The 23,818-nt window shown below is 64.0% G+C and carries 21 protein-coding genes; 12 read left to right on the top strand and 9 right to left on the bottom strand.

What is annotated here, in order from left to right; genetic code table 11:
* Positions 1–739: 739 nt before the first annotated feature.
* On the top strand, positions 740–2,614 hold the full coding sequence (locus tag GGR66_RS17880) for a S53 family peptidase (protein ID WP_184449553.1): 1,875 nt from the start codon (positions 740–742) through the stop codon (positions 2,612–2,614).
* Positions 2,615–2,672: 58 nt separating this feature from the next.
* Here the strand turns inward: GGR66_RS17880 and GGR66_RS17875 are convergent, their stop codons facing one another.
* On the bottom strand, positions 2,673–3,644 hold the full coding sequence (locus GGR66_RS17875) for an ELM1/GtrOC1 family putative glycosyltransferase (RefSeq protein ID WP_326521065.1): 972 nt from the start codon (positions 3,642–3,644) through the stop codon (positions 2,673–2,675).
* 127 nt (positions 3,645–3,771) lie between these two features.
* On the opposite strand from GGR66_RS17875, the gene GGR66_RS17870 reads away from it, so the two are divergent.
* Both GGR66_RS17870 and GGR66_RS17865 read left to right on the top strand, forming a co-directional pair.
* Positions 3,772–4,362: a malonic semialdehyde reductase gene (locus GGR66_RS17870; protein WP_048489355.1), complete on the top strand. Its 591-nt coding sequence runs from the start codon at positions 3,772–3,774 to the stop codon at positions 4,360–4,362.
* Positions 4,363–4,445: 83 nt separating this feature from the next.
* The gene (locus GGR66_RS17865; RefSeq protein ID WP_184449549.1) at positions 4,446–5,084 is read left to right on the top strand and encodes a YceI family protein; all 639 of its coding nucleotides are present in this window, start codon (positions 4,446–4,448) and stop codon (positions 5,082–5,084) included.
* Between the two features lie 114 nt (positions 5,085–5,198).
* Here the strand turns inward: GGR66_RS17865 and GGR66_RS17860 are convergent, their stop codons facing one another.
* The 8 genes from GGR66_RS17860 to GGR66_RS17825 all read right to left on the bottom strand — a co-directional run bounded on the left by GGR66_RS17860 (position 5,199) and on the right by GGR66_RS17825 (position 11,977).
* Positions 5,199–5,645: a hypothetical protein gene (locus tag GGR66_RS17860; RefSeq protein WP_237475457.1), complete on the bottom strand. Its 447-nt coding sequence runs from the start codon at positions 5,643–5,645 to the stop codon at positions 5,199–5,201.
* 24 nt (positions 5,646–5,669) lie between these two features.
* A complete protein-coding gene (locus tag GGR66_RS17855) occupies positions 5,670–5,930 on the bottom strand; it encodes a hypothetical protein (protein WP_184449547.1) in 261 nt (86 codons plus the stop codon).
* Positions 5,931–5,941: 11 nt separating this feature from the next.
* Complete coding sequence (locus GGR66_RS17850; protein ID WP_160970410.1) at positions 5,942–6,925, bottom strand: radical SAM protein; 984 nt, start codon at positions 6,923–6,925, stop codon at positions 5,942–5,944.
* 439 nt (positions 6,926–7,364) lie between these two features.
* Complete coding sequence (locus GGR66_RS17845) at positions 7,365–8,156, bottom strand: siderophore-interacting protein (RefSeq protein ID WP_184449545.1); 792 nt, start codon at positions 8,154–8,156, stop codon at positions 7,365–7,367.
* A gap of 83 nt (positions 8,157–8,239) precedes the next feature.
* Positions 8,240–8,785 carry a PadR family transcriptional regulator gene (locus tag GGR66_RS17840; RefSeq protein WP_255421769.1) on the bottom strand — a complete coding sequence of 182 codons (546 nt, stop codon included), beginning with the start codon at positions 8,783–8,785 and terminating at the stop codon, positions 8,240–8,242.
* Positions 8,786–9,180: 395 nt separating this feature from the next.
* Positions 9,181–9,567 (bottom strand): STAS domain-containing protein, encoded by a 387-nt coding sequence (locus tag GGR66_RS17835; protein ID WP_160970416.1) that lies wholly within the window; start codon positions 9,565–9,567, stop codon positions 9,181–9,183.
* Positions 9,564–10,004 (bottom strand): ATP-binding protein, encoded by a 441-nt coding sequence (locus GGR66_RS17830; RefSeq protein WP_184449543.1) that lies wholly within the window; start codon positions 10,002–10,004, stop codon positions 9,564–9,566. The genes GGR66_RS17835 and GGR66_RS17830 overlap by 4 nt, the downstream gene beginning before the upstream one ends.
* Positions 10,001–11,977 (bottom strand): SpoIIE family protein phosphatase, encoded by a 1,977-nt coding sequence (locus GGR66_RS17825; protein WP_326521076.1) that lies wholly within the window; start codon positions 11,975–11,977, stop codon positions 10,001–10,003. The genes GGR66_RS17830 and GGR66_RS17825 overlap by 4 nt, the downstream gene beginning before the upstream one ends.
* A 216-nt stretch (positions 11,978–12,193) precedes the next feature.
* On the opposite strand from GGR66_RS17825, the gene aceE reads away from it, so the two are divergent.
* From aceE to GGR66_RS17780, 9 genes are all read left to right on the top strand, one after another.
* Positions 12,194–14,884: a pyruvate dehydrogenase (acetyl-transferring), homodimeric type gene (gene aceE, locus GGR66_RS17820; RefSeq protein ID WP_184449538.1), complete on the top strand. Its 2,691-nt coding sequence runs from the start codon at positions 12,194–12,196 to the stop codon at positions 14,882–14,884.
* A 280-nt stretch (positions 14,885–15,164) separates the two neighbouring features.
* Positions 15,165–16,094: a DUF4747 family protein gene (locus tag GGR66_RS17815; protein WP_184449535.1), complete on the top strand. Its 930-nt coding sequence runs from the start codon at positions 15,165–15,167 to the stop codon at positions 16,092–16,094.
* 13 nt (positions 16,095–16,107) lie between these two features.
* The gene (locus GGR66_RS17810) at positions 16,108–16,686 is read left to right on the top strand and encodes a hypothetical protein (protein WP_184449533.1); all 579 of its coding nucleotides are present in this window, start codon (positions 16,108–16,110) and stop codon (positions 16,684–16,686) included.
* Between the two features lie 61 nt (positions 16,687–16,747).
* Positions 16,748–17,659: a DNA adenine methylase gene (locus tag GGR66_RS17805; protein ID WP_255421768.1), complete on the top strand. Its 912-nt coding sequence runs from the start codon at positions 16,748–16,750 to the stop codon at positions 17,657–17,659.
* A 31-nt stretch (positions 17,660–17,690) separates the two neighbouring features.
* Complete coding sequence (locus GGR66_RS17800; protein ID WP_184449530.1) at positions 17,691–19,766, top strand: DUF87 domain-containing protein; 2,076 nt, start codon at positions 17,691–17,693, stop codon at positions 19,764–19,766.
* A gap of 1 nt (position 19,767) precedes the next feature.
* Positions 19,768–21,135, top strand: coding sequence for a zf-TFIIB domain-containing protein (locus GGR66_RS17795; RefSeq protein ID WP_184449527.1), 1,368 nt, complete (start codon positions 19,768–19,770; stop codon positions 21,133–21,135).
* A gap of 462 nt (positions 21,136–21,597) precedes the next feature.
* Positions 21,598–22,197 (top strand): hypothetical protein, encoded by a 600-nt coding sequence (locus GGR66_RS17790; RefSeq protein WP_184449525.1) that lies wholly within the window; start codon positions 21,598–21,600, stop codon positions 22,195–22,197.
* Between the two features lie 164 nt (positions 22,198–22,361).
* Complete coding sequence (locus GGR66_RS17785) at positions 22,362–23,015, top strand: hypothetical protein (protein WP_255421767.1); 654 nt, start codon at positions 22,362–22,364, stop codon at positions 23,013–23,015.
* A 149-nt stretch (positions 23,016–23,164) separates the two neighbouring features.
* Positions 23,165–23,806 carry a hypothetical protein gene (locus GGR66_RS17780; RefSeq protein WP_326521063.1) on the top strand — a complete coding sequence of 214 codons (642 nt, stop codon included), beginning with the start codon at positions 23,165–23,167 and terminating at the stop codon, positions 23,804–23,806.
* Positions 23,807–23,818 lie beyond the last annotated feature (12 nt).

Here is a 23,818-nt window from a genome sequence, read left to right as displayed (position 1 = left end):
GCCATGCCGGAAGACACGGCGTGGCACCGCGTGCATCGACATCAATGCGATACAGAGTGTCGTCCATTGCCACGCATGGCGGGTGGCGAGCACATGTACGCGCATGTATCGGAAACGCCGTGAAAAGCGCTGTTTACAAAGTCGAAAACGGCGCCGGCCGTCAAAGTTTTGTGGTGTATTCCTCCTCAATGATCAGGCCTCGCCCAAGCCCGACGACGTGCCGATGCGTGCAGACATGAGCAGGAAGCGCAGCGCATTTGTGTCGCTTGGATCATCGTCCGTGTCCATCTGCGCTGAATCGCCGTTCGTTTGCTGCGCTGAGTCCTCGCATCGACCGGCCTGCGTGCGCGCTGCGCGCGCCGTACCCTCACCCCAACCCCTCTCCCGGCGGGAGAGGGGCCCTGGCTTCTCCCTTCTCCCCTCGGGAGAAGGTGCCCCGCAGGGGCGGATGAGGGTACGGGCGAAGCCTCGCAGTGACGGATCATGCGTGCGCTTCGCGCGCCGTACCCTCACCCCAACCCCTCTCCCGGTGGGAGAGGGGCTCGGCCTCTCCCTTCTCCCATCGGGAGAAGGTGCCCCGCAGGGGCGGATGAGGGTCGGGCGCAGCCTCGCAGCGATGGGTCGCTTCGCGCTCCGCATTTTCACCCCAACCCCTCTCCCGGTGGGAGAGGGGCGATGAATTTCCCACCGCGAGGCCGCCACGGCCTCGTCCATTCGCTCTACCCCCGGAGAGACGCCCATGCTTGATCGCATCCGCCGTCGGCCCTTGCTGGCTGCCGTGTTGTCCGCTTCCCTGCTGTGCGCGCTCGGCACCGCCAGTGCCGCGCCCGACGCCTCCATCGCGGCGATGACCGCAACGCTGCGCAGCGCGCCGGTCAACTTCGACGTGCACCTGCCGTTGCGCGATCAAGCCGGGCTGGACGCGCTGCTGGCCGATATCCAGGATCCGGTTTCGCCGCAATACCACCACTGGCTGACGCCGGCCGAGTTCCAGCGCCGCTTCGCCCCGGCGCCCGCGCAGGTCGCGCAGGTGCGTGCCGCGCTGCAGGCCGCGCACATGAACGTCACCGAGCAGGGCACCACCTTGCATGTCAGCGCGAGTGCGGACAACGTCGAGCGGCTGTTCGCGGTGCCGCTGACCGCCGAGGTGCAGCAGGGCAACCAGGCCCGCCTCGCCGCCGCCGCTCCCTTGCAACTGCCGGCCGCGCTACGCGACAGCGGTGCGACCGTGACCGGCCTCACCCGCGGTGCGCCGCCGATGCACGTCAACTGGCAGCGCGCGTCCACCAAGAATCCCGCCAACCGCTACGGCGCCGGTGGCACGACCTACTGGTACAACGACCTCAAGCAGGCCTACGGCTATCCTTCCTACCAGGCCACGACCGGCGCGGCCGGGCAGCAGCGCCGGCTTGACGGCAGCGGCAGCACCATCGCCATCCTGATCAGCAGCGACGTGCTGGATTCGGACATCAAGGCGATGTTCGACCACGAAAACTTCAGCCGCTACGCGGCCAACCACGCCAACCCGACGCTGTACGCGCGCCACTACGTGGCCGGCGCCAAGCCGGGCCTGCAGGACGGCAACGACGCCGCGGCGGGCGAAGCCGCGCTCGATGTGGAGATGGCGCTCGGTGGCGCGCCGGGCGCGCGCGTGCTGCTGTACGTGATCCCCGATCTGACCGACGCATCGGTGCTGGCCGGCTACCGGCAGATCGTGCAGGACAACCAGGCCGACGTGGTCAGCTCCTCGTTCGGCGGTTGCGAGCTGTACTACACCGCGGCCTACAACGGCGGCAAGGATTTCACTTCGCTGCTGCGCCCCTACGATGCGGTGTTCAAGCAGGGCAACGCGCAGGGCATCACCTTCGTCGCCTCCAGCGGCGACAACGCCGGCCTGGACTGCGCCGACACGCAGTACGCGGTCGACCACAAGGACGGCCACTTCGTCGCCGGCGTCGAGCATCCGGCGGCCAGCCCGCACGTGACCGCGGTCGGTGGCGGCAACCTGCTCACCGCGTACAAGAAGGGCAGCCTGGAGTCGGGCTACAAGAGCGAAAGCGCCTACGGCGATCCGCTGGAGACCGCCGACTACTACGGCTTCGGCGCGAACCTGGCCGGCGGCTACTGGGGCGCCGGCGGCGGCGTCAGCACGTTGTTCCAGCGCCCGGCCTACCAGTTGCGTGCGCTCGGCGGCACGCGCACGTCCATGCGGACGCTGCCGGACATCGGCATGCTGGTCGGCGGCTGCCCGACGATCGCCACGCAACCCTGCCGCGACGGCGACAGCTCGGTCGCCACCTACTTCAAGGGCGGCATCGAGGCAGTGATCGGCACCAGCGTCGCCGCGCCGGAGTTCGCCAGCGCGGTCGCGCTGCTGGTGGAGAAGCAGGGCCGCCAGGGCAATCTCAACGACTACCTGTACCGCCTGGCCGCCAATGGCCCGGAGGCGCTGCATCGCGGCATCCCCGGCTACAACGGCGTGGTCGACAACAACCAGCCGATCAAGGGCAAGTACAACTACACGGTCGGCCTGGGCACGCCGGTGGTGCGGTTGCTGATCGGCGCGCTGGATGCGGCGCCGGCCGGCGTGCCGCGTTCGCCGAGCAACCCCTGAGGCGTTGGGCCCGGTTGCCGTGTCGGCGTCGTGGCAGCGACGCCGGCGCGGCGGCCGATCAGGCCAGCGCCAAGTGCTCGCGGATCAGCGCGGCCACCCGCGCGGTTTCGCGCAGCGGTTCGATGCCGGTGGCGTGCGCGTCGCCGGCATTGTCTACAGGCAGCAGTCGTCCACGTGCCTGCAGGGCGCGATGGAAATCCAGGGCGCGGCCACGCGCCGTTTCCGGCATCAGCACCTGCACCGGCACGCGCGTGGCGCAGGCTTCCGACAGCAAATTCACCGAATCCGGCGTGCAGGCCAGGCGCTCGGCCCAGCCGAGCAGACCGGCGTAGGGATTGGCGCCATCGTCCGCGCCGCACCAGACCACCCCCGGCACGTCGGCGAACGTGCGACGCAAGGCCGTGGCCACCGCCGGCGGCGTGCGCCGCGACGCGCTGGCGAGGATGCTGCCGCCGTGCGCGCGCAACGGCGCGGCGATCGCGGCGAACGCGTCCTGCGCCTGCGCCTCGCGCCACGGCGCCATCCCGGACGGACCACCGACCAGCAGCCCGATGCGCGGCGAGGGCAATGCGCCCAGTGCGGGAAACGCCGCGCGTCCGGCGGCCAGCCAGGTGTCGTCGATGGGATGCAGGCTGCCGAGCAGGGGCAGCACGTTGCCGCCGCGCAGGCGATCGTGCGCCGGCACCACCACCACGTCCCAGTGCCGCGGATCCATCCGCGGATCCAGGATCTGCACCACCTGGCTGCCGCGCGCGCGCAGCAACCGCGTCGCCAGCGCGGCCTGGCGGCCGCACCCCACGGCCAGCCGCGGCGGTTGCCGCAGCGCTTCGGCGAAGGTCGCGCCGTAGGCATGCTGGGCGCCGGGAAGCCAGCGCGGCGCCAGCCAGCGCCAGGGCATGTGCGGCTGCAGCAACCGCGGCTGGATCGGTGTCGCGGCCGCAGGCGCCAACGCGGCGGCCAGCGCCTCGGCCTGGCGGGCGTTGCCGGCGCGGCCATCGCTAATCGCCCAGGTCGCGTCCGATCGTTTCACGTTTGGTAGTAATCCGTTGCATTGCGGCCGGGTGTTGCGACAATCGTGCCACTCTACACTGGCCGCCTCGCATCGGGACGGCCCCACCGGCATCCTGGCGCTTCCCTCGACCAAGGAACTTCCCCGCATGTCCGACGCCTTGCACGACGCCGCCCTCGACCAGTTGTTCCGCACCGCCCGTACCCAGAACGCGTTCCTGGACAAGCCGGTCGGCGAAGACACCCTGCGCGCCCTGTACGACCTGGTGAAGTGGGGCCCGACCGCGGCCAACGGCAGCCCGGCGCGCTTCGTCTTCGTCACCTCGCCGCAGGCCAAGGAGAAGCTCAAGCCGGCGCTGTCCGAGGGCAACCAGGCCAAGACCCTGGCCGCGCCGGTCACGGTGATCGTCGCCCACGACGAAGACTTCCACGAGAAGCTGCCGTACCTGTTCCCGCACACCGACGCCAAGAGCTGGTTCGACGGCCCGCGCGAAGGCCGCAGCGAAGGCGCGTTTCGCAACGGCTCGCTGCAGGGCGCCTACCTGATCCTGGCCGCGCGCGCGCTGGGCCTGGATGCCGGCCCGATGTCCGGCTTCGACAACGCCAAGGTCGATGCTGCGTTCTTCGCGGGCACTGCGATCAAATCCAACTTCCTGGTCAACCTCGGCTACGGCGACCCCAGCGGTCTGTTCCCGCGCCTGCCGCGGCTGAGTTTCGACGAGGCCGCGCGCATCGAGTGAGCGCGCGCGTCCCGCTTCCCTGTCCCACCGCAGGCCCGCGCCTGCCGCAGTTTCGTCCCATCACCCTTTCAAGGAGTTCCACCATGACCAAGACCCGTAAACTGCTGCTCCCGCTCGCCCTGGCCCTGGCCGTCGTCGTCGCCCAGCCCGCCACCAGCGCCTTCGCCGCGCCGGCCGCCGCCGCTGCCGCCGCCAAGGGCGTCTCCGGTACCTACACGCTCGACCCGGCCCACACCGACGTGCTGGTGCAGTGGAGCCACTTCGGCTTCTCCAACCCGTCCGCGCATTTCGGCGACGTCGACGGCACCCTGGTCTACAACGCCCAGGACGTGAGCAAGTCCAGCGTCAACGTGACCCTGCCGCTGTCCGGCCTCAACAGCTTCACCGCCAAGTTCGACGAGCACCTGAAGAGCGCCGACTTCTTCGACGCCGCCAAGTTCCCGACCGCCACCTTCAAGAGCACCAAGGTGACCTCGGCCGGCGCCAACAAGCTGACCGTCGCCGGCGACCTGACCATCAAGGGCACGACCAAGCCGGTGGTGCTGGCGGTGACCCTCAACGGTGCCGGTCCGCACCCGATGAAGAAGGTGCCGGCGCTGGGCTTCGACGCCACCACCACGGTAAAGCGCAGCGACTTCGGCCTGGGCGCCTACGTGCCGAACGTCAGCGACGAGGTGAAGATCCGCATCACCACCGAAGCGCTGCAGGAAGCGGCCAAGTAAGCGGCCTGCGCGCATGGCGGCAGCGCTTCGCGCGCTGTCGTCCGCCGCAATGCAAACGCCCGCCATTCGGCGGGCGTTCGCGTTTCTAGCCTCCACGCACTTCCTGCGGGCGGCTTACATCGCCTGTTCGATCGACAGCGCGTAGACCTGTACGCCGTAGCGGCTGAAGGTGGCGGTGGTGTCGCTACCGATGTTCATCTCCTCCAGCGGCGTGCCCTGCGCATCGGCCAGGGTGAGCCGGTAGATCGGCCCGAAGCGCGTGGTGATCTCGGTCGGGCTGATCTTCACCCGATAGGTGCCGTTGCCCTTGAGCGCCAGCGGCTCGGAGAGCTGGCCGGGGATCAGCTGCAGGTCGGTCGACGGCTGGCGCAGGTCGCCGAGGACCTGCACCGCGAAGATCTGCGTCTCGGGCAGGGCGCGGCCGACGGGAGACGACGCTTGTGGAGCGCCGGCACCGGTTGCCGCCGCAGATGCAGCAGCGGCAGGAATGATCGCAGCAATTGCAGTAGCGGCAGTGCCGAAGAGGAAATTGCGGCGGCTATCGTTCGTATGCGTGGTCATGGCGATCTACCTGATGGTTGCGCGTCAGTCCTGGCCTATGCCTGGGTCGGTAGAAATGAAGCAGGAGCCTTTGTTGTTGCAGTTGGTATTGCTCCCCAGTGAGCAGTCTTTTGTATTCGTGCATGCCGGGTTTGTCCCATTGCAAACTTCATTGGTGGCTAGCGGGCCGAAGCGCCGCGTTGCAAGCGCTTCGACCGCAGCAGCGGTAGACGCTTCCGATTCATCGAACAGCACTTCTGCATGCTTGCCTAAGGAGATGTTGCCTGGGTCGATGCGGGTTGGCATTGGGATCCATCTCAAGTGCTGGCCAGTGTGGAAAGAGGGCAGCCAAGCGTCTGTTCGGAGAGATCGGAGAATCCGCTCATCCAACGCCGGAGCTTGTCGTTCTCGATATCGATGGTGCCGTCAGCGTGCAGACGCCCTAGGTCATTGCGATCGTCATTGAGCGCGACAGTGCATTTGCCGATCTTGCCGTTGGCGCGAATCATCAGCGAGTTCGGCTTTGCCGCATAGCAGATGTACCCATCCAGGTGCTCTTCCGACAGTGGGCGTTCGTCGTTTCGGGAGCGGTCGACGCAGGACGTGATGTAGGAGATCGCTTCAAGGTAGCGGTCGCGCGGCAATATCTTTTCCCCGATCGTGCCACCCGCGCTCAAATTGGAGACCTTGTGGAAGTAAACAGAAAAACGTGCGTCGCTCAGCAACTCCCGATGCAGGCTGGCGTAGAGGCGCCGCATCGACTCGATGTTGTCCTGGTGCAGATGCAGCCGCAGCGAGATTGCGAAATCCGCTGCCAATGACCGGTAGGCGAGGAGGTTCGACCAGATCTTCTCGAAGGTGGCGCCTTTGTTGGCGGTGATCCGCGTCCTGTCGTGCCATTCCGCGTCGCCGTCCAGCGTGATCTGGAACTCGCGGTGCCGGAGTTCGGTCAACCTTTGCAGTAGAGCCGGCTCCAGCAGGTAGCCATTGGTGGTGAAGCCCGCGCTGAACGCCACGCCGTGTTGCGCGCAAACTTCATTTGCGTGTTGGCCGATCTCCAGGACGACATCGCGCGCCAGGAGCGGTTCACCGCCGAACCAGGAGATGTTGAGCCGATCCAGGTGCGGTGCGCGATGGGCGATCAGCGCCTTGATGCCGCTGATCACGCTCGGCTGCATGCGTCCTATTGCAAAGTCTTCATAGCAATAGGTGCAGCGGAAGTTGCATTTTTCGGTCGGCAGGAGAATGAGGGACAGAATGCGCGGAGAAAGCGCTTCGGCGATGGTGGCTTCGCTCAGCATCGTTCTGCCTCAACCTGGCGGCAGAGAGCTGTTGCCGCCTACGCAAGAGCCGACATTCGAGGCTTTGGAACAGTCGCCCGTATTGTTGCAGGTGTAGTTGGTGGACGAGCAGGTACCGGAGTTGGTGCATCTCCCGGCGTTTTCGCTCATGGGCCGAATGGCGTCCGCCTTCGCTGAGGCGGTCGCCGCGGCACGCAATCGATGGTTGGCGAAGTTGAGTGATCCGTCCGGGTTCAACGTGATGCCGCGGGGATCGATATCGTGAAATGCCTTGTCCATGTGCAACCCGCATCTCGAGATCCGTCGATGGGTAGGTGGCTTTTTAAAACCCGGGCCAGGTGAGTTTTGTGACAAATTTAACAATTTACTACCGTGTCTACGGCCTACCCTCCGGTTCCAGTTCCGGCGCCGCCTGGCGGCATGTCGGCGCCCTGGCGTGCTACTCGTCCTGATCGCCGCCCGCCTTCCAATACCCCGTCGCGCGGATCCACTCCTTGGGCACCCCCAGGTGGCCTTCGACGAACTTGCGCATCATCCGCGCGCGTGCCGATTCGCAGGCGATCCAGTAGAAGGCGTCGCCGTCGGGGACGTCGAAGTCGCGCAGGGCGCCTTCCAGCAACTGGCTGCTGCGCGCGTCCACGCCGTTGCGCTCCAGCCAGGTGATGCGCAGTTCGGCGTCGCAGTCCAGCGTCTGCCGGTCGGCGTAGCCGGGGATCTCGATCAGCGCGTCGACTTCCGCGTCGGCCGGCAGGGTTTCCAGCCAGCGGCCGATCGCCGGCAGCGCGGTCTCGTCGCCGATCAGCACGTAGGCGTCGAAATCGTCGGCGGCCACGAACGAGCCGCGCGGCCCGCCGACCACCAGTGCATCGCCGGGATTGGCCTGCGCTGCCCAACGGCAGGCCGGGCCGTCGCCGTGCAGCACGAAGTCCAGGGTCAGCTCCTGCGCGTCGGCGTCGTAGTGGCGCGGGGTGTAGTCGCGGGCGGGCGAGGGCAGCGCGTCGGCCGGATACACCGGGCCGTGCTCGGTCATCGTCGGCAGCACGAACGCGCCTTCGGGATTGGGGAAGAACAGCTTGACGTGATCGTCCGGCCCGGCGCTGACGAAGCCGTCCAGTTCGGGGCCGCCGACGACGAGGCGGCGCATGTGCGGGGTCAGCGGTTGCGTGCGCAGCACCTGCAGATGACGCAGGCGCAGCGGGTGGCGCAGCAGGCGGTGTTCGTGGGTCGCCATGGGGAATCCTCGGAAGGGGGGAGGGGGTGGCGTGCGACGCGGGGCGAACAAGAAAAGCACCCGCGTGCTGGCTGGAAGGGGAATCAGGGGGTGCTGCCATCCATGCCGTCGGCGGCGGCATGCAACAGCGCGGCGATGCGGTCGATCTCGTCCGGGTCCCAGCGCCCGTGCCGCGCCAGCAGGCCGTGCTTGATGCGGCGCAGCGCCTCGCGCACCGGCGCCGGCACGTTGGCGCGCACCAGGGCGCGCGCGCTGTGCTGGGTGCGCTGCAGCGCCGCGTCCACTTGCGCGCGCTCGGCCCGCACGAAGGCCTGGCCGGCCTCGGTGATCGCGTAGCGCTTGCGGGTGGCGTCGGCATCGGCCTGCACCAGGCCCTGCGCTTCCAGTTGCGCCAGGGTCGGGTAGACCGTGCCGGCGCTGGGCGTGTACAGGCCATGGAACAGCTCGGCGACCGCGCGGATCAATTCGTAGCCGTGGCGCGGCTGGGTCTCGATCATCGCCAGCAGCAACAGCCGCAGGTCGCCGTGGCCGAGCGGGCGGGGGCCGCGGGCGCCACGGCCACGGCCAGGCCGGTCCTCTTCGAACAGGCGGTGTGCAGGGTGCGGGCCGGGGGCGTGGGGTCGTGGCATTTCGATATGTCGAATCTTGTGTGGAAACGATATATCGAAGTTGGGCGGTGGGCAAGCGCCTGGCAGGGCGGGCGGTGGAGCGCTTTGGGATTGGTTCAGTCAAGACGGCAGAGCGCGCCGGTGCGCGTTGGATCTCTGCGGAGGAGCTGCCCAGGGTGCATCGGCCAGCGATGGCGCTGTGGGAATCAACTGTCATGCAGCCGCGACGGGCGAAGCCGAAAGCCGACTGACACCCTCCGCCGTCGGGACTGAAGTCCCTCCCACAAGGATGCCCAGCCCCTCCCTGTAGGAGCGGCTTCAGCCGCGACGGGCGTTACCGATGACGCCTGTCGCGGCTGAAGCCGCTCCTACGACAAGCACAAAGGCAGGGCGCCCCGGGTGCAACGCACACCCCCTCAGCCACCACGCTCCTGCTCCAGCACCCGCCGCTGCATCTCGTCCAGGTACTCGTCCAGTTCCTGCACCGAGGTGAAGATCTCGTTCAACGGCACCGCCTTGACCACGTCGAACACCTTGCGGATCTGCGGCTGCGGGTTGACCACCAGCACCCGGCCGTCGCGCGCGGCCAGCACCTTGCGCGCCTTGAAGATCGAGCGGATGCCGGCGCTGCTGATGTAGTCCAGGTGCGAGACGTCCAGCACCAGGGTGGTGATCGGCGTGGCCAGCAGCGGCGCCAGCGCCTCGTCCAGGGCCTGGTAGGTGTGGGTGTCCAGGCGCCCGCTCAGGGTGATGCGTTGGCGCTTGTCCTGCGCCGGATCGATCTGCAGGCTCAACGTGGTCATGCGGGCGACTCCTGAAGGGATGGATCGGCGGGTTGCAGCAGGACGATGCGCACGACGTTGCGGTCGCCGTCGTGGCGGTATTCCAGGCGATCGGCGAGCTGCTGCACCAGGTGCAGGCCGAGGCCGCCGATCGGGCGCTCGGCGATGTCCGCGTCCAGGTCCGGCACCGGTGCGTCGCGCGGATCGAAGGCCGGGCCGCTGTCGTGGAACTCCAGCACCAGCGCGTCGGGCTGCAGGTGCACGATCACATCCACCGGCAGCGGTGCGCGGCGCAGGTGGCCGTGTTCCAGGGTGTTGCAGGCCAGTTCCTCGACGATCAGCCGGGTGCGGCTGACCTGCTCGCCGCTCACGCCGTGGCGCCGCAGCGCCGCCTCCACGCTGTCGCTCAGTTGCGCCAGCGCGTCCAATGCCGGTTCCATCTGCCATCGCAGCATCATCGTGTCGTCTCCCGTGCCGGATCCTGGCGCAGCCGGATCGCCAGCAGGGTAATGTCGTCGGACTGCGGTGCGGGCGCGGTGAACGCGTGCACGTCGGCCAGCACCGCAGCGCATTGCGCCTGTGCGTCGGCGCCGGGCTGCAGCGCCGCCAGCAGCCGCGCCTCGCCATAGGCCTGCTCCTGCGCATCCATCGCCTCGGTGATGCCGTCGGTGTAGCTGAGCAGGGTGGCGCCGGCGGCCAGGCGCCCGTGCAGCACCGGATAGCGCGATTGCGGCTCCAGCCCCAGCGGTGGGCCCGATTCCAGCGGCAGCAATTGCGCATGCCCATCGGCGCCGAGCAGCAGCGGCGGCTCGTGGCCGGCGCTGGACAGCCAGTAGTCGCCGCTGTGCACGTCGATCAGCCCGCACAGCACGGTGGCGAACATGCACGGCTCGTTGCCTTCCACCAGCCGCTGCGAGGCCGCGATCAGGATCGCGTCCGGGCGCGTGTGCCGGCGTGCGGCGATCTCCAGCACGGTCATCGCCCGTGCCATGAACAGCGCCGCCGGCACGCCCTTGTCGGACACGTCGCCGACCACGAACCACAGCAGCCCCGGCTCGGTCTCGAAGAACTGGTAGAAGTCGCCGCCGACCATTTCCGCCGGTTCCAGCAGCGCATGGGTTTCCAGGTGCTTGTGGGCGCTGTCGAAGGTGCGCCCGACCGGCAGCATCGCTTGCTGGATGTCGCGCGCGATCGACAGCTCGCTCTGCATGCGCTGCCGCGCCTGCGCCAGCGTGGCGATCTCGTCCAGTTGGCGCTTGATCGAACCGCGCGCGCTGTCGAAGGCGCGCGCCATCACCCCCACTTCGTCCGCGCGCTCGACGTGGCGCAGCGGGTAGTCGAACGCGCCCTGGCTGAAGTGCAGCGCCGAGTTGGTGAGATCCTCGATCGGCCGCACCAGCCGCACCGTGTAGCGGTGCAGCAGCCACAGCCACAACGCCAGCGCCGCGGCGCCGGCCAGCGCGCCCCACAGCACGATGCGGCCGAGCCCGGCCAGGATGTAGTCCTCCGACACGCTCAGCGCGAAGGTCCAGCCGGTGTCGCCGACGGGCGTGCTCTGGGTCAGGTAGCGGGTGCCGTCCGGCGCGGTGTGCTCGAACCGCACCGGCGTGTGCGTGTCGGCCGCCTGCGCCAGCGGCGACAGGTCCGGCCGCGCCCGCGCCACGTGCGCCTCCAGGGTGCGGCGGAAGCGCAGCGCCGGGTCCGGGTGCAGCACGAACAGCCCGTCCGGCGACAGCAGCATCGGCTGCAGCCCGCTGTTGGCCGGCAGCTCGGCGACGATGGCCTGCAGGCGCTGCAGCGGCACGTCCACGCTGACCATGCCGATCGCCGGCGCCTGCGGGCCGTCGCCGGGCAGGCGCAGCGGCAGGTTGTAGGTGGTGAGGTAGGCGCCACCGCTGCTGGCGTCGCTGTACGGCTCGGACCACCACGGCGCCGGCGCAGTCAGCGTGCGCCGATACCACGGCATGCTGTGCAGGTCGAAGCCCAGCGTCTCCGCCGACTGCTCCTGCACGCCGCCGGCGGTGCGCCGCAGGTGCCAGGCGAAACCGCGGCCATCGTCCTTCAGGGCCCCGGGCTCGATCACCAGCAAGGCGCCGGCGATGTCCGGGTCGCCCTGCAGCGTGGCCTGCAGCAGGCTGCGCAGGTTGAACGGCTGCCGGCCCAATCCCGCCGCGGTGGCGGCCAGGGTGCGCCCGCTCACCTGCACCGAGCCCAGCGTGGCGTCCAGGCTGCGCGCGGTCTGCTGGGTCAGCCCGGCCACCTCCTCGCGCGCGTTGCGCACCATCACCTCGCGCGCGCCCACGTAGAACAGCAGGGCCAGGCCCAGCAGCAGCGCCACCTGCAGCAGGCTGCCCCACAGCAGCAGCCGCGTGCGCAGGCTATGCCGCCAGGCGACCGCGGAGGCGTCCTGCGCTGACGAGGCAAGGGCGATGGCGGCGCTCCACGGGGGCCTGGAGTTCGATCATAAGCGCAGCCGCGGCCGCCCGGCGCAGTGGCCGCCAACGCTGTCCTGTGGGGTGTCCCGGGCCAATGTGACAGTCCGTTCCATACGCTGGCGTACGAGGTCCTGAGAGGCGGTTGCGCTACACTTGCAGGCTTCGAGAAAACACATGCCATCGCGCGCGTGCGTGCGACCTACGGGAGCGTTATGAACTGGTTGAACGAGGTGCTGCAGAACGATCCGAACCCCACTGAGACCCAGGAGTGGATCGAATCGCTCAAGGCCGTCATCGATGTCGCAGGCCCCGAGCGCGCGCATCAGCTGCTGGAGGACATGGTCGAACTGACCCGTCGTTCCGGCGCCTACCTGCCGTTCTCGCCGACCACCGAGTACGTCAACACCATCTCTCCCGCCAACGAGGCCAAGAGCCCGGGCGATGCGGCCATTGAGTGGAAGATCCGCTCGATCATCCGCTGGAACGCCATGGCCACCGTGGTCCGCGCCAACCGCAAGCCGGGCGACCTGGGCGGCCACATCGCCTCCTTCGCCTCCAGCGCCACCCTGTACGACGTGGGCTTCAACCACTTCTGGCGCGCGCCCTCGGACAAGCACCCCGGCGACCTGCTCTACATCCAGGGCCACAGCTCCCCCGGCATCTACGCCCGCGCCTTCCTGGAAGGCCGCATCAGCGAAGACCAGCTCAACAACTTCCGCATGGAAGTGGACGGGCAGGGCATCTCCTCCTACCCGCACCCGTGGCTGATGCCGGACTTCTGGCAGACCCCCACCGTGTCGATGGGCCTGGGCCCGCTCAGCGCCATCTACCAGGCGCAGTTCATGAAGTACCTGGAGCACCGCGGCCTGATCGAGAAGTCCGACCGCAAGGTGTGGTGCTTCATCGGCGACGGCGAGAGCGACGAGCCCGAGACCCTGGGCGCCATCGCCCTGGCCGGCCGCGAAGGCCTGGACAACCTGATCTTCGTGGTCAACTGCAACCTGCAGCGCCTGGACGGCCCGGTGCGCGGCAACGGCAAGATCATCCAGGAACTGGAAGGCGTGTTCCGCGGCGGCGGCTGGAACGTCATCAAGCTGCTGTGGGGCGGCTACTGGGACGCCCTGCTGGCCAAGGACACCAACGGCGTCCTCAAGAAGCTGATGATGGAAACCGTCGACGGCGAGTACCAGAACTGCAAGGCCTTCGGCGGCGCCTATACCCGCGCCAACTTCTTCGGCAAGTACCCGGAGACCGCGGCCATGGTCGCCGGCCTGTCCGACGACGACATCTGGCGCCTGAACCGCGGCGGCCACGACCCGCACAAGGTCTACGCCGCCTACCACCAGGCGGTGAACACCAAGGGCATGCCCACCGTGATCCTGGCCAAGACCGTCAAGGGCTACGGCATGGGCTCGGCCGGCGAGGCGCTGAACCCCACCCACCAGACCAAGAAGCTGGACGACGACGCCGTGCGCGCGTTCCGCGACCGCTTCAACATCCCGCTCAGCGACAAGCAGCTGGCCGACGCCGAGCAGGTGCCGTTCTACCACCCCGGCCCGGACTCGCCGGAAGTGCAGTACCTGCAGGAGCGTCGCGCCGCGATGGGCGGCTACCTGCCGCAGCGCCGCCGCAAGGCCGACCTGTCCATCCCGGCCCCGGGCCTGGACAAGTTCGAGCGCCTGCTCAAGGACAGCGGCGAACGCACCTACTCCACCACCATGGCCTTCGTGCAGAGCCTCAACATCGCCCTGCGCGACAAGGAACTGGGCCCGCGCATCGTGCCGATCGTGGCCGACGAAGCCCGCACCTTCGGCATGGAAGGCATGTTCCGGCAGATCGGCATCTACGCCCCGTTCGGCCAGAAGTACAAGCCGGTGGACGCCGACCAGCTGATGTTCTACCGCGAAGACCAGTCCGGCCAGGTGCTGCAGCAGGGCATCAGCGAGCCGGGCGCGATCTCCTCGTGGATGGCCGCCGGCACCAGCTACTCGGTCAGCAACGTGCCGATGCTGCCGTTCTACATCTACTACTCCATGTTCGGCTTCCAGCGCGTGGGCGACATTGCCTGGCAGGCGGCGGACATGCGCACCCGCGGCTTCCTGCTCGGCGGCACCGCCGGCCGCACCACGTTGAATGGTGAAGGCCTGCAGCACGAAGACGGCTTCAGCCAGGTCATCGCCGGCTCCATCCCGAACGTGCGCAGCTACGACCCCACCTTCGGCTACGAAGTCACCGTGGTGATGCAGTACGGCATCCAGCGGATGATGCAGGAGCAGGTGGACGAGTACTACTACATCACCCTGATGAACGAGAACTACGCCCACCCGGAAATGCCGGCGGGCGCGGAAGACGGCATCATCAAGGGCATGTACCTGCTCAAGGACGCCGGCAAGCCCAAGAAGGGCGAACTGCGCGTGCAGCTGCTGGGCTCGGGCACCATCCTGCGCGAAGCCATCGCCGCGGCGGAACTGTTGGACAAGGACTTCGGCGTCACCGCCGACATCTGGTCCTGCCCCAGCTTCAACGAACTGCGCCGCGACGGCTTCGACGCCGAGCGCTGGAACCGCCTGCACCCGGAAGGTGAACAGCGCAAGCCGTTCGTCACCCAGCTGCTGGAAGGCCGCCAGGGCCCGGCCATCGCCGCAACGGACTACGTGCGCGCCTTCGCCGACCAGATCCGCGCCTTCGTGCCGATGCACTACACCGTGCTGGGGACGGATGGGTTTGGTCGCTCGGATACGCGTGCGAACCTGCGCCGGTTCTTCGAGGTGGATCGCTACTACATCGCGCATGCCGCGATTGCGGCGTTGGCGAAGGAAGGGAAGATGACCGGCAAGGATGTGGCTCGGGCGATCAAGCAGTACAAGATTGATCCTGAGAAGGCTAATCCGGTTGGGGTTTGAACTAAGTGAGTTGACACCACTTTAAACTTAAAGCTAGTCGCCGGAAAGCATGGCGGCATCCTTAGCAACAAAGGCCCGCACTAGTGCGGGCCTTTGTTGTGCGATCTACGAAACCGCAAAACGATGCAGATGATCTTAGCGGCGGGCGGTCGCCTTGAGCGTTCAACCACATGCTGGCCGTAGACAAAGAAATTAGAGCTCAAAAGATCGTAGCGATATAGGATAAGATCGCTAGAGCGAAATTGATTTCGCCAGTCCTGAGTATAAATGGGGGGATGGGATGGCTGTACAACAAGTAATTCAAGTGGGCGCTATCAATGTAGTTCTTCATCCACATCCGGACGGCATTTACGAACGACTTTTACGAGCGGCCTATAAGAGTCGTCAAGTCGCACAGGTCTACTCTGACAGAAGTGGAATTATTAGCCAGCTTTATACGGTTAAAGAGCAGGGTGAAGTGGTTGCACTAGAAGGTGTAATCTCAACTTTTACGAAGTTCGATCCGTCGCTGCCCTGGTTTAATGCTAAAACTGCTGACGATGCTTCGGATGACGATCTCGGTGCATTAGAGGTCCCTGATTATCTAATGCCGAATCATAGAAAGTGCCAGTTCTATTTCGATACTCGCGGGCATCTTTTCTTATTTGAAACAACATCCCGTAAAGGTGGTGTGGCTCCCCGCTCTATGCTTAAGTTTCTTCAGGGGATTCTTTGGACTCCGGGCTTGATAACGAATTTCGGGATGGTGCGGCTGACAGTGGTGCCAGATGCGAAGACCCTAGATGAAGTGGTCGATTGGAAGCAAATAAGAACCCTTAAGCTACAGGCTCATAGGCCTAATCCGGACTATGATGAAGACGATCTCCGTGAGTTTGAAGAGTCGCTTGATGACCAGAACGCAGAAGCACTTGAACTAAAGCTGTCGGCTCAGCCTAACAGTTTCCTAGAACCGTCTGAGCGCACAAGAATATTGGCGGCAATCGCTGCAGACAATGGTTATGTTGAGGCTCATGGACTAGATCCATTAGGGCGACGCGAAGTGAGATCTACGCGCGAACGTAAGCCTCTGTGCGAGATTGAATATTTTGACCCAGAGACAGAAAATTCTTGGGATGTGTTTAAGCGGTTTGCACAGTCGGTAGCCCAGGACATTAGAAGGCGCTGGCGCCGGCGCCCAGCGCGTAGGGCGGAAGCCGATGGGAATAACTAAGCAGTACAAGGGGGTGTTGAAAGGGCTCGGGCAATACTGGTCGGCCTATGGGAAGCTTGCGGCATTGATCAGTTCGCCGTTCCTACATTCAGCCGCGCTATTGACAATGCTTTGCTTTCCTCTTTGGTGGGCTAAAGATTGGTGGGATAAAAGCCTGAGTATTTTACCTTCTGTGCTTGGTTTCTCTATCGCGGGATTTGCACTTCTGCTAGGTGTGGGGAATGACCGCTTTCGTTCTCTGCTCGGAGTCAAAAGAGAAGGGCGTAATCATTCGACGCTCTCAAAGACATCTGCTGGATTCTTTCATTTTGTTCTTATCCAGGCGCTCGCGCTTGCGGTGGCTTTGATTGCTTCAGGGCGGCCGCTTTCGGTAATGCTGGCCGCATTAGATGCTAGCGAGCTGTTAGGTGCAAAAATACTACATATAACGGCTAAATTATTTCGCTTCACTGGGTTCTTTCTATTATGCTATTCGCTGATGACCGCCTTGGCTGCGACCTTGAGTATATTCCGCTTGGCGACTGTCTTCTCAGGCTTTGCGACACGCGAAGAGTCAAAGAAAAATCTGTCTGCGGCTAAGGCGCCCGAATGAAGCTGTTTTTTTACACGAAATTAATTGCGGTAACGGGCTCAGGTTGAGACCAGGAGGGGACATGATGCACATGCTCGACCAAGGAGGCGCGTTCGCCAGTCCACTGCGTTACCCCGGCGGAAAAGGACGATTGGGGCCTTGGCTGGCCACACTGATGCGGGCTAACGGACTCAAGGGCGGCTGCTATGCCGAGCCCTACGCTGGCGGTGCAGGTGCGGCCCTGTTTTTGCTCTTGCAAGGCCATGCAGGGCGTATCGTTATCAATGATGCTGACCCAGCGATTTATGCTTTCTGGGATTGTGTGGTCAATCGCACAAATGCGTTCGTGCGCAAAATCACCACAACCCTCCCCACTATGGAAGCCAGGGTGCTGGCCAAACAGGTGCTTGAGCGGCCGGGCGACTATGAGCCGCTTGAGGTGGGCTTTGCCGCTTTCCTGCTCAACCGCACGAGCCGCTCTGGCATCTTGAATGGTGGTGTTATCGGTGGTAAGGCGCAAAGCGGTGCTTACAGGCTGGATGCGCGTTACAACAAGGACAACCTCATTGCACGTATTCGTTCCATTGGCGAAATGCGTGGAAAGATTCAAGTGCATGGGCTTGATGCACTGGAGTTTTTCGAGAAAGTGGGTGAGCGGCTCCCACCTAAGAAGAGTCTCATATATCTGGATCCGCCCTATTACGTCAAGGGATCGCAGCTTTACCGAAACTCCTACCAGCATGACGACCATGTCGCTGTGGGTGAGGTGGTCAAATCGCTGACGCGACCTGTGCTGGTCACCTATGACGACGCGTCTGCTATTCGCAAAATTTACAGAGGGATGGACTGGACTCTGTTCTCGCTTAAATACTCAACCCATCTGAGCCGTCCGTTGGCGAGCGAGATCCTGTTCTACAAAAATTTGACTCTGCCGATGCCGCCGACGTTAACGCGTGGCGCCAGCTTGGCAGGGGGTTTGCACGCGGCGGCATAAGACATCGGCAAAAAGAAGTAGGGGATTTAACATGAACAAGGCGTTGGCGCAGGTGCTGTCGGACAGTCCGCTGTCCCGGTTGGTAGGAACGTTTGAGGAAGCCTTTGTAGGATACGTATATCGTCTTTCCTACGACGAATGTTTCATCCAGACTAACGATGCGTTCAAACAGCATGTAAACGGAATACCCCATAACTCCTTCCTGGTCGCCGCAGGTTTTGATCCGGCCAATTTTTCCCGTTCGGTCGATGTAGATCGCGAGGTAGTGCTACTTCGAGTTCTGGGGCCGGCGGCACTGCCGCAGGACGGTGATATGGTGCGCACCCGGATCGAGCACCACCAGCGCCGCCTGGAGAACGAAAAATTGCCCGTTGATGTCAACGATGGGCTGGACCCGATGACCGCCAGCGAGTTGCAATGGGGTGGAATGCGCTGCCGCGTGCTGGGCACCTTCTACACTCAAGACGGACAGCTGCGTTTAGGCAGCGATCTGGAAAACTTCATGAGCCTTTCGCGTATGCGAGCTTACAAGCCTCGCGGCGAAGCGCTGGAGTTGATCGTCAACCACATCAATCCAGAGACCGCCGCCAAGGCGCGGGAGGATGCCCTAAAGGCTGGTTTCAAGGACACGCCACTGCCCATAAATATCGGTCAGGTGCGTTATACCTCCACAGACCGCCTGCATCGCGGTGCGGGCGAGGTGCGCGTCCAAGTTCGCATCCAGCCTGCCGATTTCCTGGCACGTCGCACTGCTGTGCTAGGCATGACACGCACGGGTAAGTCCAACACGGTCAAAACGACAGTGGCGTCCGTGGCGATGGCCGCACTCAAGTCGGACATTCGTGTAGGGCAACTCATCTTCGACGTCAATGGTGAATACGCCAACGCCAATCATCAGGACGATGGAAGCTCCATTGCTGAGGTCTTTGGACCCGAGCATGTGGTTCGCTATCGGGCCATGACGACGACAGGCTTTCAGGATCTGCGCACCAACTTCTATGAAGAGCCGGCTCAGGCAATTGGGTTGATACAGTCTTTGTTTCGAGCCAATCCGGGACCCTATACCGGGCAGGACCTCGAGCAATTCCTGGGCACCTCACTGGAGGAGCCGGACGCTTCTGACCGCAGCGCACATACACGATGGAAACGCCATGTAGCGGTATTCCAATGCATGCTTTACAAGGCTGGCTATCCGGTGCCTCGCGACTTCAAGATCGATGTGACTGCCGGAACAGCGATGGTTCAGTCCGTGAAGCAGGCGCTGGGCCAGGACGTGTCCACCCCACCGAAAGCGGCCTCGTTGGAAGAAGCTTCTGAGTGGTTCTTGAACGTCCGGCAAGCAAATCTTGCACGCAAGCAGCAACAGTCGGCGAACCAGAAGCCGCAGATAGGGCTGGAATCTTCCACGCCTGGCAATGCGGCGGTCGATCCGACCCTAGAGGCGCTTTTGAACATGCTCGCCCGCGAACGCAGTGCCGGGCAGCCAATCGGTGGTTTTCGGGCGATCGTAGCCTATACGCCCTACCACTCTGCCCATCGTAGTCGCGATGTCATTGAAGAGGTTTTGGGCCATCTGGATGCCGGGAGCATTGTCATTCTGGACCTGTCGGTGGGACCTGTGGAAATTCGAGAAGTGCTATCAGAGCGAATCGCCCGGCAGTTGTTTGAGCGACAGATGCGCAAGCTCAATGCGGGTGAGGTCCCCCAGAATGTCGTGCTGTATGTAGAAGAAGCGCACAACCTGATTGGCCGCAAAGCCGAGCTGACCACAACTTGGCCTCGGATCGCTAAAGAGGGCGCCAAGGCGCGCATCGCGTTTGTTTATGCGACCCAGGAGCCATCCTCGGTGCATCCGAACATCCTGGCCAATACGGAAAACTGGTTCGTCACGCACCTCAACAACGACGATGAGCTCAAGACGCTCGGGAAATTTTACGATTTTGCCGACTTCCTGCCCTCCTTGAAGGCAGCTCAGGATGTCGGTTTTGCCCGAATCAAGACCTTGTCGGCTCCCTTTGTCATTCCCACTCAGATCAACCGCTTTACGCCCGAGGCCTTGCGCAATGAGCTTGCGGGGGTTAAGGCCAAGCCGGGCCGCGGAGGCTGATATGCCCTATGCACGCGAAAGTGCAGGCAAGGGCGGGCACGCAGATTTCGTGCGAAATCCCGATGTAGTCGCCTTCTTGGGGGAGTGCGGCTATATGCGCCCACCATCGGAGGAGGAGGCCGCTCGTCTGGCGCAGTCCTTCCTGCCTGCTCCCAGCGGCGAGGTGTTGCTACCTCGTCATGTATTGGCCTCCGATGCGAGCAAGAGCGATACACCCATCAGCGAGCGCCTGCCCAGCACCCAGGTGGGCTTCCTCAAGATCAGCCATGTGCTGGTCAATATGACTAAGTATGCGGGCCTTATCGACCCGCAGAACCGCTTTGTCGATCCTTTCAAGGTGTCGGAGATCCATCGGGATGCCCATCCACTGACTTTCACAATGCCCGGTAGCAACATTCGCTACAAGGGCGCTTCCTGTGTGAAGGACGGCTTTCGTGCCGCACTGTTTGATCAACTCTCGCATGTGGCCTCTGACGGCGGCCGCCGATCGGTGGCTCAGGTGCTAGTGGATCTGGAAGATGGAGCCACGATAGAACTGGACAAGTGTCCTTCCTGCGCCGACAGCACAAGGAGGTATCAGTTCAATGGCAACACTCTAGTGCATGAGTGCGGTCAGTGCCGCGGTTCCATTTATGTCACTGACTTTTTGCGTTTACATGAGGGAATCAGCGATTTTGGTGATAACAGCGCGGCCATGACCCGCATGATGAACGCCTTGGAGCATCTGATGATCGCCGCGTTTATCCTCGAGGTTGAGCGCGGGGATGTGGTGCGATTGGCTGACCTAACATTCGTATTGGATGGCCCGTTGGCTATTTTTGGCGAGCCGGCCAAGCTGTCTCAGAGGCTGCAGCGGCTCATCCACCGCATCAATGCCGAGCTTTCACGCAGAGGTCTTCGTAATATGCTGGTTCTAGGGCTGCAAAAGACCGGCGGATTGATGGATCACGCCAAACTGATCGAAAAGCACTTGCCGGCTGGAACGTTCAGGGTGGTGGATGATGCGTATCGCAACGAGTACATCACTGGCGGAGACCTGCCCGCCGCCAACTTTGGCAATGAGACCTACTACGGGCAAGATTTCCTGTTCAAGACGGAGAAGGGGCGCATCTTCAACTTCGCTATCCCGTATCCTTTTGCTGATAAGAGGGCACCAAGCGCCGACCAGAGCTTTGCACAAGCAAAGGTCGAGTTGGCCCGTTATGGTGATCTGGTCCAGCAAGCATGCGATCTTATCCGGCACTTTGAGATGGACCTTTACGACAGCGCAATCGTGCCGGTGGCTTTGGCCCATCGTCACGCTTCCATCAGCCTGATGCCAGGCGGAAAAGTGTTAGACCTGATGGTCAGAAGCGCTCTCAAATCTTAGGATACAGACATCGCCAGGAACAGGAGTCCGCCAGGAACAGGAGTCAGAGTACACTTCCTTTACTAGTATCCGGGAACAGGGGTCAGAGTGCACTTCCTCTGCGCTTATTTCAATTTTCGGCGGTTTAGTCGCCGTGCCGGCCCATTGACGTTGCGTTAGAGCAATCCGATTTCCCAATGCAAGGTCTACAAGTTGCTATTGACACTCCATGGAGTGCAGTAGCAATCTCCACTCCAAGGAGCGTCGAAACTCCTCTAAGAGCGGTACCCACCTCCGACAAACCGGTGGGTTTTTTGTGCCTGAGGCTCGGGCGCAAGCCGACGCGATGCCTGCGTCGGGAGGGCGGCTAATACAACACCCTTCGGGGAAATACGCCCGCCGGCTCTTAGCGGTTTCGAACCTCCCGACTTCCCGTCCGCCATGCGTGGCGGACGGACCCCTTCATGGAACGAGGAGGCAACGATGGCGCACGACCGTTTGGACGACGACGACATGCCCGGCTATTTCCTGCCGGAGGACAGCCAGTTCCGCCTGGCGAAGCTGCGCGATCACGTGCGCTTCCTGGTCCGGCTGGCGCAGCCGCGCACGCAAGCCGAGGAGCGCGCCGCCGAGCCCAAGGTGCGCATGGGCGAACTGGCGCTCTGTCTGGAGCTGTTGGCCGAGCAGGTGGACCTGGTGCTGGACGCGTTGTCCTATCCCGCCCAGCGGACCGACACGACGCGCGGCGCTTGGTCCGATGCCACGGCCCAGGCAGCACCTGACGCCGGTGGCGGCCCGTTCCGGGTGACGCAGCAGCAGATCGACAGGCTCACGCTGCTGGCCGAGACCGTCTCGGCCAATGCCCAGGTGATGGCGGCCGGCGATGCGTCCGAGCGCGCCGGCCAGGCGCTGCCGAATGTGGGCAACACCCTCTACGCCGCAGCGAACGAAGTGCATGAACTGCTGCTGCAGATCGCACGCCAGCCGCTGCGCGACCTACCGTCGAACCGCGTCCGCGAAGAGCGGGCGGTCTATGCGCTGGAATCTGAAGCGCCGCCTGCGGGAGGTGGGTGGCTACATTGATCCTAGCTACATTGGCGCGGTGCGGGCGCTTTATAAGAAAAGGCCGGCCCGACGCTTTGGGGCCGAACAGGGCGGCAGCGAGCGTCCGCGTGGGCTACGGCATACTCGCGCCGACTGGCCGGCCGGACTACTCTCTAGTGCAAGAGAATCGAAGCGAGTGTGTCATGGTGACAGCGAAGCACCTGATCGGCATCCTCTTCATTGCCGCGACGCTGCAATTGACAGGATGCCAGGCTGACTCGGCTCAGCCCCCAGCGCCGGACCGGGCGCCGCATGCCAAGGAGGAATCTGCAATGAGAACGACTGTGCCGCTGGTCAGGCCGCTGAGCCCGCACGTGTTGGCTGATGTCATCACGTTGGATTTCGATGTTCCCGCTCAGGCCGATGATCCGGAGCCGCCCATCCTCATTGGGGTGAGGGTAACGGCCCCGAATGCCGAGGCTGCGCTTTCCCAAGTGGACCGCCTACGCGATGCCGGCGTCACCGCGCAGGTCCACCTCTATCGGCTCACGGGGGCAGGCGAGGAGCCCGTGGCATTGCAGCGGAGCGAGCTGGTGGGGCGCACCGAGTACCGGACCGTGGCATTGGACCGCGACGGACATGTGCCAGGCCTTCTCAAGGCGAATGCAGATGAGCCGACGATGCGCGCCGCTGGATTGATCGCTTCAAGTGCCGCTTACCGTGAAATGGATCTGGCGTTTGTTCGGGATACGCAGCCCGGCCAATACAGGGTATCCGTCCGCTTCGAGGATAATGTCCGTGCTTTGGAGCAGGCGAGCCCGGAACTGTTGGTCGCCTTCACGGCCAAGGCGAAGTAGGAACCCACGGTCATTGAGTGCGTCACAAGGATGTGCTTGCCAATCTGCTGATGAAGGGAGTATTTCCCTCGTCTATCGTCGGTTGAAGTTGATTGTGCGAGCATGCCCGTGCATTGCGTCCAGCATCGAATCCCTACGAGGAGGCCCGCGTGAAGAGTGTACTAAGCCAAGCGCGCATTCCTGCGCTGGCGCTGGTGGTGGGGCTGCTGGCGGGATGTGGTGGAGCCCCGCAATTTGCGGAACGGAACGTCGTCAAGGAGCGAAGCGATATGCGAACTGAAGTGCCCTTGGTACGCAACCTGGATCCAACTGGTCCAGCGGAAGTCCAGGTGGAGTTTGAAGTGCCGAAACAAGGCAATGACGAAACGCCACCCGTCTTCATCGGGGTCAGGATCGCAGGTGAGGATGCGACCGCCCTTGCCGATCTTGCCGACCGACTGGTGCGTACCGATATCGTGGCGGTTCTCCAGCTTGAGCGGATCGACGCTTCTGGTGCGACGAAGGTGGAACTCCTGCGGAGTGAGCGCATCGACCGGGAGCGGGACGCGCTTGTGCCACTCCCAGCCGACGGAACGGCGGCGGGCCTGTTCGATTTCGATGCCGACGTGACCACGATGCAGGACGCCGGTCTGCTTTCGCCGAGCAAGCCGGAAAGAGAGCTTGCATTCTCCTTCAGCCCGTCGCTGAAGGCGGGACACTATCGGTTGAGGCTGCGTGTGGATCGGCATCGCGAGGCGCTTGTCGAGGCGCATGCGCAGCTCTTGATTGCGTACACATCAAAGGGAAAGTAAGAGGTGGCGGAC

It is taken from the genome of Xanthomonas sp. 3498, from assembly GCF_014199795.1.
GTDB lineage: Bacteria > Pseudomonadota > Gammaproteobacteria > Xanthomonadales > Xanthomonadaceae > Xanthomonas_A > Xanthomonas_A rydalmerensis.
Note: the sequence above shows the minus strand (reverse complement) of the source record. Positions and strands in the feature narration are given on the sequence as shown.

What these genes read in the sequence shown, in the direction of transcription:
- aceE (WP_184449538.1), top strand. Translation starts at nt 12,194, where the DNA reads ATGAACTGGTTGAACGAGGTGCTGCAGAACGATCCGAACCCCACTGAG.
- GGR66_RS17870 (WP_048489355.1), top strand. Translation starts at nt 3,772, where the DNA reads ATGTCCGACGCCTTGCACGACGCCGCCCTCGACCAGTTGTTCCGCACC.
- GGR66_RS17835 (WP_160970416.1), bottom strand. Translation starts at nt 9,567, where the DNA reads ATGACCACGTTGAGCCTGCAGATCGATCCGGCGCAGGACAAGCGCCAA.
- GGR66_RS17805 (WP_255421768.1), top strand. Translation starts at nt 16,748, where the DNA reads ATGATGCACATGCTCGACCAAGGAGGCGCGTTCGCCAGTCCACTGCGT.
- GGR66_RS17840 (WP_255421769.1), bottom strand. Translation starts at nt 8,785, where the DNA reads ATGCCACGACCCCACGCCCCCGGCCCGCACCCTGCACACCGCCTGTTC.
- GGR66_RS17790 (WP_184449525.1), top strand. Translation starts at nt 21,598, where the DNA reads ATGGCGCACGACCGTTTGGACGACGACGACATGCCCGGCTATTTCCTG.
- GGR66_RS17850 (WP_160970410.1), bottom strand. Translation starts at nt 6,925, where the DNA reads ATGCTGAGCGAAGCCACCATCGCCGAAGCGCTTTCTCCGCGCATTCTG.
- GGR66_RS17795 (WP_184449527.1), top strand. Translation starts at nt 19,768, where the DNA reads ATGCCCTATGCACGCGAAAGTGCAGGCAAGGGCGGGCACGCAGATTTC.
- GGR66_RS17855 (WP_184449547.1), bottom strand. Translation starts at nt 5,930, where the DNA reads ATGCCAACCCGCATCGACCCAGGCAACATCTCCTTAGGCAAGCATGCA.
- GGR66_RS17845 (WP_184449545.1), bottom strand. Translation starts at nt 8,156, where the DNA reads ATGGCGACCCACGAACACCGCCTGCTGCGCCACCCGCTGCGCCTGCGT.
- GGR66_RS17830 (WP_184449543.1), bottom strand. Translation starts at nt 10,004, where the DNA reads ATGATGCTGCGATGGCAGATGGAACCGGCATTGGACGCGCTGGCGCAA.
- GGR66_RS17865 (WP_184449549.1), top strand. Translation starts at nt 4,446, where the DNA reads ATGACCAAGACCCGTAAACTGCTGCTCCCGCTCGCCCTGGCCCTGGCC.
- GGR66_RS17860 (WP_237475457.1), bottom strand. Translation starts at nt 5,645, where the DNA reads ATGACCACGCATACGAACGATAGCCGCCGCAATTTCCTCTTCGGCACT.
- GGR66_RS17815 (WP_184449535.1), top strand. Translation starts at nt 15,165, where the DNA reads ATGGCTGTACAACAAGTAATTCAAGTGGGCGCTATCAATGTAGTTCTT.
- GGR66_RS17800 (WP_184449530.1), top strand. Translation starts at nt 17,691, where the DNA reads ATGAACAAGGCGTTGGCGCAGGTGCTGTCGGACAGTCCGCTGTCCCGG.
- GGR66_RS17880 (WP_184449553.1), top strand. Translation starts at nt 740, where the DNA reads ATGCTTGATCGCATCCGCCGTCGGCCCTTGCTGGCTGCCGTGTTGTCC.
- GGR66_RS17785 (WP_255421767.1), top strand. Translation starts at nt 22,362, where the DNA reads ATGGTGACAGCGAAGCACCTGATCGGCATCCTCTTCATTGCCGCGACG.